Origin of the sequence: Streptomyces sp. NPDC007157, from assembly GCF_040634235.1 — a bacterium.
GTDB lineage: Bacteria > Actinomycetota > Actinomycetes > Streptomycetales > Streptomycetaceae > Streptomyces.
The window spans coordinates 246,499-261,354 of sequence record NZ_JBEYFE010000014.1 but is presented as its reverse complement, the minus strand read 5'-3'; the positions used below and the strand labels follow the sequence as shown (position 1 = coordinate 261,354).

Sequence of the window (14,856 nt, the reverse complement as noted above, 5' to 3'; positions counted from 1 at the left end):
CGGCGGACCCGCGTCCGCCGGCACCCCCGCCCGGCGCACCGACCACCAGGACCAGGGCGCAGGCCCGGAACAGGACTCGACGGATGACGACGACCCAGCCGCTCACGCCCCGCACGGCCGACGCGTGGGGACAGCTTCTGCTCGACTGCCACACCGCGGGACTGCCGCGAGGCACCTACCACGAGATCTGCGAACGCGACGACGGATACATCAGCGCCTACGACGCCGTGGGGTTCTTCACGGGGCCGGACGCCTGGCCCGAGCTGGACCGCTGGGCCCTCGACAGGTTCCGGGGACGCGTCCTGGACGTGGGAGTGGGGGCCGGCCGGTTCGCGGTCCCCTTCCAGGACCGCGGCGGTGAGGTGGTGGGCCTCGACGTGTCGGCCGACGCGCTCGAGGTGTGCCGGCGCCGCGGGATCACGGAGACCTTCCTGGGCACGGTCGACGACCTGCCGGAGGGCGCACGGTTCGACACGTTCCTGCTGCTGGGCCGGAACCTCGGCCTCCTGGAGAGCCGGGCGCGCGGCCCGCGGCTGCTGAGCACGCTGGCCCGGCTGGCCCGGCCCGGGGCCCGGATCGTCGGAACGGGGATGGATCCCTACCTGCTCGACGGCGCCCAGCACGCCGAATACCTCGCCGCGAACCGGCGGCGAGGACGGCTGAGCGGCCAGATGCGGCTGCGGCTGCGGCACCGGCTGCTGGTGACGGACTGGTTCGACTACCTGTTCACGTCGCTGCCGGAGCTGGAGTCACTGACCGAGGGCACCGGCTGGCGGGTGACCGAGACCGAACGGCACGGCCCGGACTACGGTGTGGTGCTCACGCTGGCCTAGCCGGTGGCCGTCAGCCCTCGCCGACCGCCACCCTCCGGCCGCGGTCCTCCGGGCCGATCCGGTGCATCATGGTCGCGCTCCACCGCCGGTGGTCGCGGCGCGTCTCGGCGTACAGGTGCCGGACGTGGTTGAGCACCGAGAAGCGGGGCTCGTCGCCGCCGAGGCGTTCCGGCCGGACCAGGCCGTACGTCACCAGGGTGAAGAGGATGACGGCGGCGTCGGCCCCGGACGTCCCGACGGCCGTCGCCGCCTCGGCGACCGACCAGCTGCGGTGGTCGCGGGCCAGGGCGGCGAGGAAGGACACGCCGGCCGGGCTGAGCCGGCCCAGGGTGCGGCGCAGCCGGACCACGAGGTCGCGCGAGGTGTCCGCGGTCATCGGCGGGGCGGTCAGGCCGAACGGACTGCGCTCCACCTCGGCCAGCAGCTCCGGCAGGGACCGTACGAGGGTCCAGCGGCCGGCGAACTCCAGGGCCCTGGGCAGTCCGTCGAGACGCCGGCACAGCTCGGCGACGACCGCGGCGTCGCTGTCGTCCAGCCGGAAAAGGGGGTTGCCGGCCCGGATGTGTGCGCACAGCAGCCGTACGGACGGCACCTCGGCCAGCCGGGCCGGGTCCGCCTCGGCGCCGGGTTCGGGCACCGGCAGCGGGGCCAGCCGCAGGATCTGCTCGCCGGGGACGCCGCAGGGCCCGCACGCGGTGAGCAGGATCCGCAGCCGCGGGTGGGCGCGCATCAGGGCGACCAGCTGGGCGCTGCCGCCGCCCGCGAGGTCGGCGTCGTCCAGCACCAGCACGGTCCGCTCCCCGGGCGCGCGGTGGGCGAGTTCGCCGGCGGGGATGTCGTCGCCGCGGGCCCGCCACAGGACCTGGGTGCCGTCGGCGGCGGCGCGGCGCACGGCCTCGGCGGCCAGATGCGACTTGCCGACCCCTCCTATGCCGACCACGGTCACCAGCCGTCCGCCCGGCTGCCTCAACAGGTCGGTGAGGGCGGCCGTCTCGGTGTCGCGGCCGATCAGCGGAGCCTGGACGAGCCAGGGCGTCACGGTGCCGTCGCCCTCCGCCGGGAGGTGGCCGTCGGTGTCCGGGCGGCGCCGTGCGGCGTCCAGCAGCGCCTCGCGCTGGGTGGCGCCGAGCCGCAGTCCGTCCGCCAGCAGCCGGACCGTGTCCAGCCGGGGCGAGAGGACCTTGCCCTGCTCGAGGTTGCGGATGGCGCGCACGCTCACGGTGGTGAGGTCCGCCAGGTGCTGCTGGGTGAGTCCGGCGCGCCGGCGGTGGTCCCTCAGCAGGAGGGCGAGGTCCGGCTGGGTTCGGATGTCGATCATGACTTACTCCGGTCGGGCCGTTCCGAGGTGTTGCTGGAACCGGTGGGCAGGACGCCGTCCGAGTGGGCCGCCCGGTGCCGTTCCCCGGTGTCGTTCCTGGGCGCCGCCGGTGGATGCCGGGCGCCGACGCGGCCGGGCGGGGCACCTGCGACGGGCCGTCGGCCCGGCCGCGTCGGCGCCCGGCCCCGGCCGGCGCGTCGTCAGCTCCAGGGGTTCGTGTTGTCCGTGGCGCCGTCCTCGGCCTGCACGGTGGGCACCTGCTGCGGGTGCGTCGCGGCCTCGGCGGCCATCGCGCCCATGAGGGCGGCGACCGCGGCGATGACGACGACGGCGGCCTTCACGGGCTTCACGACCGGTGCGGTGGCAGTGCTGTTCATGGTGGTTTCCTTCCTCTCCCTCAGCCCTTGCCGGGCTTCTGGAAGGAAAGTTAGGAGTCGCTGTAATCACGCCACTTTGATGCCGCTATCCCCTCTGGATAGCGGCGCTGACCTGCGTGTTCGACGCGTCTCGGCTACCAGGCCGAGGTGCCCGGAGCGGCCGTGAAGGACGGTACGGCGGCCTGCGCGGCATACGTCACCTCCTGCTCCCACAGATGCCAGCACACCCGTTCCAGGCCGCGTTTCAGATAGCGGCGGTAGGTGCTGAAGGACAGCGCGAGCTCCCGGGCCACCGCCTGCTGGGTGCTGCCGCCCTTGACGTACGTCGCCCAGACGGCCGCCCGCTCTCCCTTCGCCTTGGGGTCCTGGTCGATGGACTCGATCGCCCGTACGACGAGCCGGCGCAGGTTCTCCTCCGGGTCGCCGGAACGCCGGGCGACGAACGCGGCGTGCAGCAGCGGGCTGGCGGCCAGCCGCTCCCGCTGGTGCCAGACGCGCAGGGCGTCGTGGACCGCCCGGTCGAAGGCCGCCCGGGACAGGACGGTGGTCCGTGGCAGGCCGGTGATGCCGGGTGTGCGCAGCCCGAAGAACATCCGGTCGTCGAGCAGGTCGCACCATTCAGTCATTCCCGTGGTCCCCCAGTCGTGTCCGAAGAGCGTGGCTCCGTGTTCGGCGAGCTGTGGCCCGCTCGGCAGGCGGCGGAAGTCCGCGTACTCCAGCAGGCGGTCGGAGTGGTCGTCGCCGGCCCGCGTGTGGAAGGTCCAGGCGAGCCGGTCCTGGACGTGCAGTTCCCGGGTGATGCGGGCCAGCATGGCGGTCCGGGCGCCCACGAGGTCGCGCGGGCGCCTGCGCAGCAGCGTGAAGCGGACCAGGTTCACCCGTTGCCCCGGGCGCAGTTCCCGGTGCGCCTCGACGTGCTCGCGCACGACGGCGAGCACGGGGTCGATCGCGGTCTCCACGGCGTCCCACCGGTCGAAGTTCAACAGGCCCAGTACGCCGACGACTTCGCCGCTGCGGGCGTTGCGGTAGAGGCGGAAGCCGCGCGGCCGGCGGTGCAGCCAGAAGTCGACGGCCGCGACGCCGTCCGCGCCGAGCCGTGCGTGCGCGAGGTCCCGTACGGCGGGGAGGTCCTCGGCGTCGCAGGGGGTCTCGTGGACCGGGTCGGCACGCTCGCCGCGGCCGAGGCCGGGGAAGCGCCGGCCTCGGGTCTGGAGGTGGTTGAAGGCCGCGGCGGCGCCCAGGGAGACGGGTTCGGGGCGGGTGCGGATCAGGGTCTGGAGGTGGGCGCGCACGGCCTTGTGCAGGGACAGATAGGCCTCGGGCGCGCGCCAGCCGAGGTCGTGGTCCAGGGCCTCCGCGACCGCGGGCAGCAGCCGCAGTCCGGCCGGCCCGCTGGTGGCGTAGGGCCGACGGCGCAGCCAGTCGAAGATCTCGGGCGCCTGGTCCGGCAGGAAGACCCGCAGCAGGTCCTCGGTGGTGTCGGGGACGTGTGCGCAGATCTCCAGGGCCTGCCGGTGCGGCGCCGAGGGGACCGGGCCCACCACCCGGTCCAGGAGTTCCGCGACGGCTTCGGGCGCGGGCCGCCAGTCGTCGTCGGGCGGGCCGTCCCGGTCCTGGGCGGCGAGCCGCAGGGCGAGAGGGTGGCCGGCGGCGAAGGCGAGGCGGGCGGTGCGGGAGGTGGTCCGGCCGGGTGCGGTGTTCTGGAGGAGCCGCGCCGACTCGGCCCGGGACAGGCCGTCCAGGCGTCCGACGCGGAGGGTGTTGTCCCAGGCCGGGTCGGTGCGCCAGCGCGGGCCGGGCGGCTCGCGGCCGGCGAGTACGACGAGGGAGCCCGGCGGCAGGTCCGCGAGGTAGTGGTCCCGGAACCAGCCCTCCAGCCGGCCGAGCCGGTCGGCGCCGTCCACGAGGAGCACCGGCCGCCCGGTGCCGGGCACGTCCGCTGCGGCGGCGAAGCCCTCCTCGGTGGGTTCGGTGAGTGTCGCGTCCACCTCGACGACCTCCCGCCCGCGCCGCCGGGCCTCCACGGCGAACCTGCGCAGCAGCTGGGTCTTGCCGATGCCCCCGGGCCCGTGCAGGGCCAGTACGGCGACCGTGTCCGACGGTTGGTCCAACGCGGCGCGGAACCGGGCCAGTTCGTCCTCCCGGCCGACGAAGCCGCGCAGGAACCTCTCCTGACGGTCGCGGACGGGGTCCTGCCGCCGGCTCGCCGGGGCTCGGTGCGAGTTCATGTCGGGACTGGTACCTCTGGTCGGTGTCCGCTCCTCGGCACGTGCACGGCTGCGGCGTCGGCGTCACCGGCCCCCGGCGGTGCCGTCGGCGGGCACCCGCGCGAGCAGACGGGCGGCGCGTTCCTGTTCCTCGACCATGCCGAGCCGGCCGAACACCTCCAGGGCGTCGGCGAGCAGCGCGTCGGCCTTCGCCGTGTCGTCGGCGCGCAGGGACAGGTCGGCGAGGTCGACGCGGACGGAGGCGGCGCCCGCCTGGTCGAGGATGTCCTCGCGGACGGACAGCGCCCGCGCGAAGTACGAGGCGGCCTCGGTGGGTTCGCCCAGGCGGGCGTGGACCCGGCCGAGGTCGTGCAGGATGTACCCCTCGCCGATCACGTCTCCGTCGTCCCGGACCATGGTGAGGCATTCGGACAGCACCTTGCGGGCGTCGTCGAACTGCCCGCGGTGCAGGTGGAGCTGGCCCGCGCGCTGGAGCACCCGGGCCTGTCCGCCGAGGTAGCCGAGGTCGCGCCAGACCTCCAGGGCCTCGTCGAGTTCGGCCTCCACCCGGCTGACGTCGCCGCGGCGCAGCAGGATGACCGCGCGCTGGACGAGGACGGAGGCGCGGGCCCAGGGGTCGCCGCTGCGGACGAAGTCCCGGTCGGCCTCCTCGAAGAACCGCATCGCGGCGGCGTCGCGGCCCGCGAGCCGTTCCAGCAGGCCGAGGTCGCGGCGGCACAGGCCGAGGCCCTTGGTGTGCCCCAGGGCGTCGAAGAGTCCGACGGCGGCCGTCAGCGCCCGGCGGGCCTCGGGCAGGTTGCGGCGGTTGAGGTGCAGCGATCCCAGCGAGGCCAGCAGGGCGGCCTGGCCGAGCCGGTTGCCGCTGCGGCGCACGGCGGTCAGCGCCTTGCGGTGGGTACGGGCCCAGTGGTCGAGGTAGCCGCGGGCCTCGTAGAACGGGGCGAGGTTGACGGCGAGTTCCCAGGCGTACTCGTCCTCGCCCTCCTGGGCGAGGCTCTCCACGGTCAGGCTGAGATTCTCGCGTTCGGTGTCGAGCCATTCCAGGGGCCGGGCGAGGATGGTCCGGACATGGCCGGCGGGCGGGTTCCAGTGGGCGGCCGACCCGGTGATGTAGTGGGTGCCGAGGACACGCTGCTGGGCCTCGCCGACCAGGGCGAGCCAGGCACCGCCCACCCGGCGGATCGCGGCCCGCCGTTCGGTCTCGTCCGACTCGGCGGCCAGCCGGTCCCGGGCGAACAGCCGGATGATGTCGTGGAAGCCGTAGCGCAGTTCCCCGGTGGCGTCGACGCCGGCGACGTCGAGCATCTGCACGTCGACCAGGGGTTCCATGAGGTCGGACGGGTACGGCTCGGCGTGCGGCGCGTCGAGGAGGGCGCCGCCGATCCAGCTGGGGAACGTGGACCCCTTGGTCAGGCTGAGCAGGCGCAGCAGCTTGCGGTCGGTGTCGGCCAGTCCGTCGTAGGTGAGGGAGAGGCTGGCGCGGACGGTCATCTCGCCGTGGGTGAGTTCGTCGAGGCGGCGGCGTTCGTCGGCGAGGCGCTGCACCATCAGGGCGAGCGGCCAGTGCGGGCGGGCCGCCAGCCGGGCGGCGACGATGCGCAGGGCGAGCGGCAGCCCGCCCACGGCGGCGGCGAGCGTCCTGGCGGCCTCCGGTTCGCCGCGTACGCGCTGGGTGCCGATGACGTTGCCGATGAGTTCCAGTGACCCCTGCTCGTCGAGGATGTCCAGCGTCACCCGATGGGCGCCGGGCAACGCGGTCAGCCGTGCCCGGCTGGTGACGAGTACCCCGCAGGAGCGGCCGCCGGGCAGCAGCGGGAAGACCTGCTCCTCGCTGGCGGCGTCGTCCAGGACGACCAGGATCCGCCGGGCGGCGAGCATGCTGCGGTAGATCTCGCCCCGCTCCTCCAGGGAGTCCGGGATGGCGGGCCCGGGCAGGCCCAGCGCGCGCAGGAAGCGGCCGAGGACCTCGCGGGGGTCCACCGGATCCGCCCGGCCGGCGCGCAGCTGGCAGTAGAGCTGCCCGTCGGGGAAGTGGGACTCGGCGAGGCGGTGCGCGACGCGGGCGGCGAAGGTGCTCTTGCCGATGCCGGAGCGGCCGGCGACGACGACGATGCCGGTGGCCCGGTCGGGCGCGCTGTTCGTGAGGACGTCCTCAGCCTCGACGACGAGGTGCTGGTGGCCGACGAAGTCAGCGGTGTCCACAGGGAGTTGGCGGGGGACGGCGGTACGCCCGGCCGCGCCGCGGCCGTCCTCGTCGAGGGCCTCATCCCCTTCCGCGCCGGCGGCGGCCGGGAGGGGCGGCTGGTCGGCGGCGCCGAGGGCGGCGCCGGTTGTGCGCTCCAGGCGCAGGGACACGTCCTCGGTGAGGATGGCCTGCTCCAGCCGGCGCAGGTCCTCGCCCGGCAGGAGGCCCAGTTCGTCCATGAGCAGGGTGCGGCCCTGCCGGTAGATCTCCAGTGCCTCGGCCTGGCGGCCGGACCGGTGCAGGGCGAGCATCAACTGGCCGCGGAAGCGCTCCCGTAACGGGTTCTCGCCGACCAACCTGGCTATTTCCGCCGTTAGTTGGTGATGGCGGCCCAGCGTGAGCTCCAGCTCCACGAACGACTCGGTGGCCGCGAGGCGTTCCTCGTCGATGTGCTCGGCGACCCGGGCGAGCGCCTCGCTGGGGATGCCGTTCAGGCAGGGGCCGCGCCACAGGCCGACCGCGGCGCGCAGCAGGGCGGCGGCCTCGGCGGTCCGCCCCTGGTCGCCGAGCCCGGCGGCCTCGGCGACCGTCCGCCGGAAGACGTTCAGGTCGAGCGCGGAGTCGTCGATCTGCAGGACATAACCGGAGGGACGGGTCTCGATGGTGGCCTCGACGGCGGCGGCGGCCAGGGTCTTGCGCATCCGCGACACGCAGATCTGCACCTGGGTGCGGGCGGTCTCGGGCGGGTCATCGGCCCACAGCAGCCGGATGAGGTGGTCGCGGTTCTGGAGTCGTCCGCTCTCCAGGAGCAGCGCGGCGAGGACCACCTGCTGTCTGCCCGCGGTGACCGGCACGGCGCGCCGGTCGCTGAACACCTTCAGCTCGCCCAGCACTTGAAAGGTGAATCCCACTGCCCGATCACGCGACGCGAGGTGCACTCCGGCCATGAACGCCTCCCCATCAGACACAGCAGGCCACAGCGCGCCTGACCGCCAAGTCTACGGCCCAAACACAGCTGCCCAGCGGGCTGAGCATTAGCTGAACAGCGGTGACCTGCGGGTGCGGCACGGCCCGGACCACGGCTGCGACGTGACGTGCCGGGGTGCCCCCGGGCCGCCGCTCGGCGCCACACCGGCCGCCCGACTGGCCAGTGATGACCAGCATCAGAGCAACGGGTGACCAGGCCGCGCGAGCGGGATACCGCGGTGTCGCACGGGCGGGATACCGCGGTGATAGCGGCGGGTTAGCGGCCCGCCGGACGATCGCCCGGTGGGAGCCGTCGGCGCCGCCGCGCCCGTCCACCGAGAGCGAGAGGTCGGTCATCCAGTCATGAACAGCGACAACTTCCCTATGCCCCCTGCCGGTTCGACGGTGACGGCGGCCGGTGTGAAGCATGTGATGCTCACCTACCACTACTTGGACATCGGGGACATCGACGGATACGCCTCCCTGACGGAGCAGGACGTGACGCTCGACCATCCCGGTGCTCCGCCGCACCGGGGCCGCGACGCGGTGCTCAGTGCGCACGCCGCGCAGGCGACGCTGCTCAGGCGGCATGAACTGGACACCGTGATCGCCGAGGAGGGGCGGGTGGTGGTGCTCGGCCGGGTGCTGCGCCAGACACCGGGCCCCGGGGAACGGGTGTCGCACGGTGTGGACTTCGCGGACGTGTTCACCCTGTCCGGGCAGACCCTGGTCCGCGGGTGCCGCCGCTACTACTACGCTCCGCCGCCCGGCGGGCCGGCGCCGTACCCGGAGACGTCCGACGCGCGGTGAGCGGTTGGTCGCCATGCACCCGGTGACGCCGGCGTCGGGGTCGGCGTGGGCGCGACGTCGTCGTGGTTCCGTCCCGGGCACCGCCCGCGACCCGAAGTCGAATTCCCCGCCGAGTAGGTGATCCGCGTGGTTTCCGCGGACTTCAGGAGCGTCTTGCGGAACCATCGCCGGACGCCCGCGTCCCGGCGCGGAGGCGTCGGCCGGTGCGAGTGCGCCGGGAACGTCGACGACGGCTCGGAAAGCCCGTGGAACGGAACCTCCGAGGTACCGGACTCGGGTTCGGGCCGCGACCAGGGGCGGGCCGTGGAGGAGTTCGCCGTCCGCATCGTCCGGCGACGGACTCCCCATACTGCACCCCTTCGTGCGTCCCATTTTCCGCTGTGGCCGCGGGCGGTCTCGGCCCGCGGTCCTCCCAATTCCCCAGTGTGGTCGCGGATCCGGCCAAAAGACAGTCACGCGATCGCGCCACACGCCGTGAATAAGGGACCCCGCAGGAACGCGATGACGCCCGCCCAGGACCGTGCGGAAGCGGCAGGTGAGAGCGGTGACAGGACCCGGAGTCGGCGCCAACTCCCCGTCGGCGAAAGGAGATCCTTCCGAAATTCAACCGGGAAAGCGATGTCGGCCGATGGGGGAGTCCCGAATGCGCCGCCCCGGGCATCTCCCCGGGAAAGGGATTTCTCCGGAAGCCACCGGCCGAAGAGGGAGGATCACCGACCGGGAAATCCGGGGTGCGCTCAGCAGGCGTGACACCTCGGGATCATTGTCCCCGACAGCCCGCACCTTCATTGCGGTCAACTCGGTCACCCGGAAGGGGTGTTCACGGGAACGACTCCCAGGTGCTTGTCATATGCGTCGGGCATGCCTCCCCGCAGGGAGCTGTCGGGCTCACGTCTCACGGCGGGCGGATGCCGTCGGAAAAGCCCGGTCGAAGCAGACCGAGGGGCCCCGCCTCGGACCCCGCACGCCGTCGGCCGCGTCATATTCAACTCCCTTTCCAGGCACCCGTGTTCGCCCCGTCGGGCGGCACGGTCGGCAGCGGCGCGCCGGACGCCGCGAACCGGAAGATCCACACCGGGTGGGCCCGCCGACCGGAGACCTCACGCGACAACGACGCCTCTACGCGCATAGAGTCGTGTGGGGAAGGTCACGTAACGTTGGAGAAAACCATGCCGAATCGCCTCCGGGTTCTTCACCGACTGTGCAAATACTGAGCGAATGAGCGAGCAGAATGCGTCACAAGGCTCCCCGTCCATCGAGGAGGACGACATCCTCGTCTACGGATGGATTGTCGACGGGGGCAGCGGCCGGGCCGAACAGGCGGCCGCCGAGCTCGGGCTCCCGCCCGGCAGGGCCGCCGCGGCCCTGCGGCGACTGGCCGGTCTCGGTCTGCTCAGAACCGTTCGCGCCACGTCCGACGAGGTCATGGCCGTGGACCCGGACGCGGTGGCCGCCACCCTGACCGCGCCGTTACGGGCCACGATCCGTCGCCAGGAGGAACAACTCGACCTGGTGCACGGCAAGATAGACCGGTTGCGTGACCACTTCTTCGCCGGCCGGTCGGGCAACCGCGACTTCACGGTCGAGGTGATCCCCACGCTGGAGGAGGTCAGGGCCGCCCTGAACCGGGCGTCGGCCGAGTGCCAGGAGGAAGTGGTCAGCAGCCAGCCCGGCGGCAGCGGACGGGTTCCGGAGGCGATGGAGGAGGCCCTCGGCCGCGACCACGCCCTGCTCTCCCGGAACGTGCGCATGCGCACCCTCTACCACCACACGGCCCGCTTCAACGGCCCCAGCCAGGCCTACGTCGCGGCGGCCACGGCGCTCGGGGCCGAGTACCGGACCTCGCACGAGCTGTTCGGGCGGGTGATCATCTACGACAAGAGCCTCGCCTTCCTGCCCGACCGGACCGGTAGCTGGGGCGCGGTCGCGGTGCGCGAACCGACGGTCGTGGGCTATCTCCACGACATCTTCGAGCAGTACTGGATCCGGGCGACCCCGTTCTCCGACGCCGCCCAGGACGGACTGGAGCGGGTGGCGAAGGAGATCCACCAGACCATCGTGGACCTGCTCGCCGCCGGGCTGAAGGACGAGTCGATAGCCCGCCGCCTCGGTATGTCGCTGCGCACGGCCCGCCGGCACATCGCCGACATCATGGAAGCCCTCGGCGCGGAGAGCCGCTTCCAGGCCGGGGTCCTCGCCGCGAGAGCCCAGCTGACGGGCCGTCCGCACGAGGGCAGTGGCGGGGAATCGTGACTTGCGCGGCCCGGCCCGGTAGGACAAAGTCACGCTCGTGGCGGGTGCCCGCGCCGGCCCGACGGCACCGGTAGGCGGGGCGCGGCCGGATCCCGCGTCGCGTGCCGCCGATCCGTCAGGGCACCCCGAACCGCTCCCGCCCAGGAGCCCACGGACCGGGGCGCCGGCCTCCCGTCCGCGCGGCCGCCGCCCGTGCGTCTCCGGCGGCGCCGACAGGGACGGCCCGGACCCACCGTCCGCCCACACCACGGTTCCGGTCACATCTCCCCGGAGTGTCACCCGCTCACCGGATCCGGGCCCACACCGCCTCGGCGGAGCGCTGCCCCCGAGGGGTCCCACGCAGTGCCTCCGCGCGCCCCGGACCGCGTGAGGAGACGTGCATGGACGCAACAGCCTTCCAGGCCGACCTGGAGACCTTCCTCACCGACATGGTGTGGACCTTCACCACCCACGGCGGCCGCAGCGCCGCCGTCGTGTGGCCGCGCGGCGAGGCCTCCGTCGTACCCGCTCTGGCAGCCGCCCACGGACAGGACGGCGCGGAGCAGCACCCCGCGGACGCCGTCGCGCACCGTCTGGGCACGCTCGTGGACCGCGGGGCCCGCGCCGCCTACCGCACCGTGCGGCCCGGGGAGGCCGAGGAGGAGACACACGTCTCGGCCGACACCTTCCTGCTCACCCTGAGCGGAGCCGTGGAGGCACGGCTCGCGCCGCTCGGACCGGGCTGGCCCGCCGGAGTCGGCCGGCTGCGGCACCGGCTCCGGGCGGGCGAAGTCCTTTATCTCCCGGCCGGGTTCAGCAGCGCGCTGTCCGTCCGCACCCCGGCGCTGGTCATGGAGCTAACACTCTCCGCGTGACGGGCCCCCGGGTCGCGACGAACCGCAGCTCACTGGTGTAGCGGGCGTCGGCGGCGTCCGGCAGCCAGAGCCGGCCGGGACCCGGATGCATCTCCGTCAGGGTGACGGCCGCGTCCGGTCCGTCCGGCACCGCGCGAACCGTCTTGGCCATGAGGTTCACCAGCGCCAGGCTGGTGAAGTCCGCCGCCATCGGCTTGAGTTCCTGAGGCACCCGGTAGAACACCCGCTCCGGCAGCCCCAGTTCGGCCCGCCATCGCAGGGCGGCGGCGAACCGGGTTGCCTCGTCCGGCTCGTGGGCCCAGACGAGCGAGGACGCCGGCCGGGACCAGGACTCGCGTGCGACCACCAGCCGGCCGACGGTCACCCGGGGCCGGTGGGCGGCCCGCGCGAACGGGCTGAACGCACTTGCCACCGCCGCGCTCAGGAACTCGCCGACCGCTTCGAGGAGCGGGATGCGCGTCCCGTCGCCGGACCGCACCACCAGCCCGTCGGCCTCCCGGTGCACCCGCAGCCCGCCCGCCGGCAACGGAGTCCCGGGCACCTCGGCGGCGTCCTGCCCCTCCGCCCACGACCAGTAGCGGTACGTCGGGGAGAGCAGCGCCGACGGCGGCGCCAGACGCGAACTGACGAACAGCGAGTCCTTCGGCGGTACGGCGTACACCCGGCGGCCCGCGTGGTCCACCTCCGCCGCCCGCAGCAGCCGTTCCGGGTGCGGGTGCCGGTCGACGAAGGCCCGTCCCTCGACGGTGTTGGTGGCCACGTGCAATTCGCCGAGCACCCCCTCCCAGGCGCCCTCGGCCACCGCCCCGGGGCCGGCCGCCGCGATCATCAGGTCGGGGCAGTGATGCGTCGCGGCGGCCCAGGGCAGCGGTCCGGCCGGGAACTCCCGGGCCACGCCCGCGGCCAGTTCGGCGGCGCCCACCGTGTGGCGCGGTGCGTCGGGCAGCGGCAGCACACGCCGCCAGCGGTCCTGGAACTCCGCGACGGCCTGGCCGACCGGTGCCGGCAGGCTGCGGTGGTCCGTGGACAGGCCGTCGGCCGCCAGCGCCACCAGCCAGGCCAGCGGGACGCCTCGCTCGCCCGTGCGCCGCGTCTCGCGGTCGTACAGGGTGTCGAAGAGGCGCCGGTAGCCGTCGGCGACCCGCCGTACCAGCCAGTCGGCGCTGTCCAGGAGCAGCCCGAGGGGCGCGGCCAGTTCGGACAGCAGCGGGGTGCCCAGGTCGACCCGGACGTCACGGGCGGTGTCCTCGTAGACGAGGGTGCGGCCCGCGTAGTCGGCGCCCGGCCTGCGGGTCGCGTCCCGGGCGGTGATCTCCTCGAACGCGCCGCGCAGCGCGGTCAGGGCCGTGTCCAGGCGGTCCGGGTCACCGGCCGCCGTGGCCACGTCGGACCGCAGCCGCTCCAGCCGGTCCAGCGGGGCGAGGGCACGGGCCCGCACCGCGGGGTCGCCGATCCGGGCCAGCGCGCGGCGCAGGGTGCGCTCCGGGCGGGCCTCGACGGGTCCGACGAGGTCGAGGCGGACGATGCCCTGCTCGTGCAGGCGGACCAGGGCCAGCAGCGCGGCCTCCGGTCCGCCGGGACCGGCCGCGGCGGCGGCCACCTCGGCCGTGGTCCGCTTCCCGTCGCACAGTTCCAGCAGGGTCAGTTCGCCGTCGGTGAGCTCCCTCGGCGGGCGCCGGGGGCGCAGCAGGGTGTGCCCGCGCCGGGCGTGCGAGGTGACCGGGCGCGGCACCAGCCAGGGCAGCACGCCGGGCGTCCGGGCCACCGTGCCGGCGAGCGCGTCGACGGCCCAGTTCTCGAAGAACGTGTGCCGTTCGGCGGTCAGCGCGGGGCCCGGACGTACCGCCAGCGGGCCGGTCCCCTCGGTGCAGCGGGCCCAGCCGACGGGCCCGAACCAGCCGATGGTGTCGTTCTTCAGGGTGTAGCGCTGGAGGTAGGAGGCGACGACGAGTTCGTTGCGGCGGCCCTGCGCGTTGCGCGGTCCGCCCGCGGCCGCCTTGTCCAGGTGGTGATGGGCCACGGCCTGGTTCTGCCAGAGCACCGCCTCCCGGAAGGCGGGGTCCTGGGCCGTCCGCCGTACCGCCGCGCGCAGGTCGTCCACGGCCAGGTCGTAGGCGTGCTTGTAGTCGGCCACGGCCGTCGCGTCGCCGGTGGCGGCGAGGTCGGCCGCGGCGGCGAGACGGGGGCTGGCGAGGGCCGTGAGGTCGGCGGCGGGGAAACCGGCGCCACGCAGCATCACGTCCCGCCACACGGCCCAGCCGGTCGTGCCGAGCGGGGCCAGGTGCGCCGGCGGGGGCTCTCCGGCCCGCGACGCCAGCTCGGTGCGCTCCTGTCCGGTGGCGGCCGAGCGCAGCCTGACCTCGAACACCCAGTGCGTGACCGGGTTGCCCCGGCTCCACAGCAGGCGCCCGCCGACGAGGGTGTCGCCGCGTCCGGCCAGTTCGCCGTGCCAGCGGCGGAAGTCCGGCGACCGCCACAGGGCGAGCGGGACGTGCCGGTCGGCGCCCTCGCGGCGGTCGCCGGGGCCGGCCAGCGCGAGGGCCGCCGTGACCGCGCCGGGCAGGTCGTGGGCGACCGGCACGGCGAGCGTCTCCGCGAAGTGCAGCAGGTACTCGTTGCGCTGGGCGTCGGGCGGGGAGCCGAGCACCGCGCGCCCGCAGTCGTGCCAGGCGCCCCACTTCACGTTGGTGACCAGGCCGGGCAGGGTGGCGAGGTCACGCGGGACGTAGAAGAGGATGGCGTCGGCCGCGTGCATCGCCTCCTCCTCCCAGGCGACCTGCCGCGGGTACGGGGGTTCGGGCTGCCCGTCGGGTGCCTCGGGCAGGAACACGGCGAGGCGGCCGTCGCCGGTCCACCGTTCGCGCAGCAGGCGTTCGGCGCGCGGACGCCAGGACTCCCGTGCGGGGTCCCGGGGCGTGGGGCCGCACAGGTAGAGGGAGACGGACCAGTGCTCGGGCCAGGGCTCACCGGCGTGGATCACGGTGACGTCGTGGGACACGGGGGGGTTCCTCTCGGGTCGGGGGAAGGAGCCC

9 protein-coding genes are annotated in these 14,856 nt (G+C 74.2%); 4 read left to right on the top strand and 5 right to left on the bottom strand.

From position 1 onward, the window contains the following. Positions 1-83: 83 nt before the first annotated feature. Positions 84-833, top strand: a complete 750-nt coding sequence (locus ABZ642_RS25870; protein WP_360488589.1) for a class I SAM-dependent methyltransferase — start codon at positions 84-86, stop codon at positions 831-833. Positions 834-843: 10 nt separating this feature from the next. On the opposite strand, the gene ABZ642_RS25865 is transcribed toward ABZ642_RS25870, so the two are convergent. The 4 genes from ABZ642_RS25865 to ABZ642_RS25850 form a co-directional block, all read right to left on the bottom strand. Further along, positions 844-2,151 carry an AAA family ATPase gene (locus ABZ642_RS25865; RefSeq protein WP_360488586.1) on the bottom strand — a complete coding sequence of 436 codons (1,308 nt, stop codon included), beginning with the start codon at positions 2,149-2,151 and terminating at the stop codon, positions 844-846. A gap of 200 nt (positions 2,152-2,351) precedes the next feature. Beyond that, on the bottom strand, positions 2,352-2,528 hold the full coding sequence (locus ABZ642_RS25860) for a hypothetical protein (RefSeq protein ID WP_360488583.1): 177 nt from the start codon (positions 2,526-2,528) through the stop codon (positions 2,352-2,354). 134 nt (positions 2,529-2,662) lie between these two features. Next, complete coding sequence (locus ABZ642_RS25855) at positions 2,663-4,756, bottom strand: ATP-binding protein (RefSeq protein WP_360488580.1); 2,094 nt, start codon at positions 4,754-4,756, stop codon at positions 2,663-2,665. A gap of 63 nt (positions 4,757-4,819) precedes the next feature. After that, a complete protein-coding gene (locus tag ABZ642_RS25850) occupies positions 4,820-7,888 on the bottom strand; it encodes a BTAD domain-containing putative transcriptional regulator (RefSeq protein WP_360488577.1) in 3,069 nt (1,022 codons plus the stop codon). Positions 7,889-8,270: 382 nt separating this feature from the next. On the opposite strand from ABZ642_RS25850, the gene ABZ642_RS25845 reads away from it, so the two are divergent. The 3 genes from ABZ642_RS25845 (at position 8,271) to ABZ642_RS25835 (ending at position 11,824) form a co-directional block, all read left to right on the top strand. Next, positions 8,271-8,717 carry a nuclear transport factor 2 family protein gene (locus ABZ642_RS25845; RefSeq protein ID WP_360488574.1) on the top strand — a complete coding sequence of 149 codons (447 nt, stop codon included), beginning with the start codon at positions 8,271-8,273 and terminating at the stop codon, positions 8,715-8,717. 1,218 nt (positions 8,718-9,935) lie between these two features. After that, positions 9,936-10,970 (top strand): helix-turn-helix transcriptional regulator, encoded by a 1,035-nt coding sequence (locus ABZ642_RS25840; protein ID WP_360488571.1) that lies wholly within the window; start codon positions 9,936-9,938, stop codon positions 10,968-10,970. Between the two features lie 380 nt (positions 10,971-11,350). After that, on the top strand, positions 11,351-11,824 hold the full coding sequence (locus tag ABZ642_RS25835; RefSeq protein WP_360488568.1) for a hypothetical protein: 474 nt from the start codon (positions 11,351-11,353) through the stop codon (positions 11,822-11,824). Here ABZ642_RS25835 and ABZ642_RS25830 read toward each other — a convergent pair. Then, positions 11,799-14,822, bottom strand: a complete 3,024-nt coding sequence (locus ABZ642_RS25830) for a lantibiotic dehydratase (protein ID WP_360488565.1) — start codon at positions 14,820-14,822, stop codon at positions 11,799-11,801. The two genes, ABZ642_RS25835 and ABZ642_RS25830, sit on opposite strands and share 26 nt — an antisense overlap. Positions 14,823-14,856: the final 34 nt, after the last annotated feature.

Bases quoted from the DNA above. Each gene is read 5' to 3' on its own strand.
- ABZ642_RS25870 (WP_360488589.1), top strand. From the start codon at position 84: ATGACGACGACCCAGCCGCTCACGCCCCGCACGGCCGACGCGTGGGGA.
- ABZ642_RS25865 (WP_360488586.1), bottom strand. From the start codon at position 2,151: ATGATCGACATCCGAACCCAGCCGGACCTCGCCCTCCTGCTGAGGGAC.
- ABZ642_RS25860 (WP_360488583.1), bottom strand. From the start codon at position 2,528: ATGAACAGCACTGCCACCGCACCGGTCGTGAAGCCCGTGAAGGCCGCC.
- ABZ642_RS25855 (WP_360488580.1), bottom strand. From the start codon at position 4,756: ATGAACTCGCACCGAGCCCCGGCGAGCCGGCGGCAGGACCCCGTCCGC.
- ABZ642_RS25850 (WP_360488577.1), bottom strand. From the start codon at position 7,888: ATGGCCGGAGTGCACCTCGCGTCGCGTGATCGGGCAGTGGGATTCACC.
- ABZ642_RS25845 (WP_360488574.1), top strand. From the start codon at position 8,271: ATGAACAGCGACAACTTCCCTATGCCCCCTGCCGGTTCGACGGTGACG.
- ABZ642_RS25840 (WP_360488571.1), top strand. From the start codon at position 9,936: ATGAGCGAGCAGAATGCGTCACAAGGCTCCCCGTCCATCGAGGAGGAC.
- ABZ642_RS25835 (WP_360488568.1), top strand. From the start codon at position 11,351: ATGGACGCAACAGCCTTCCAGGCCGACCTGGAGACCTTCCTCACCGAC.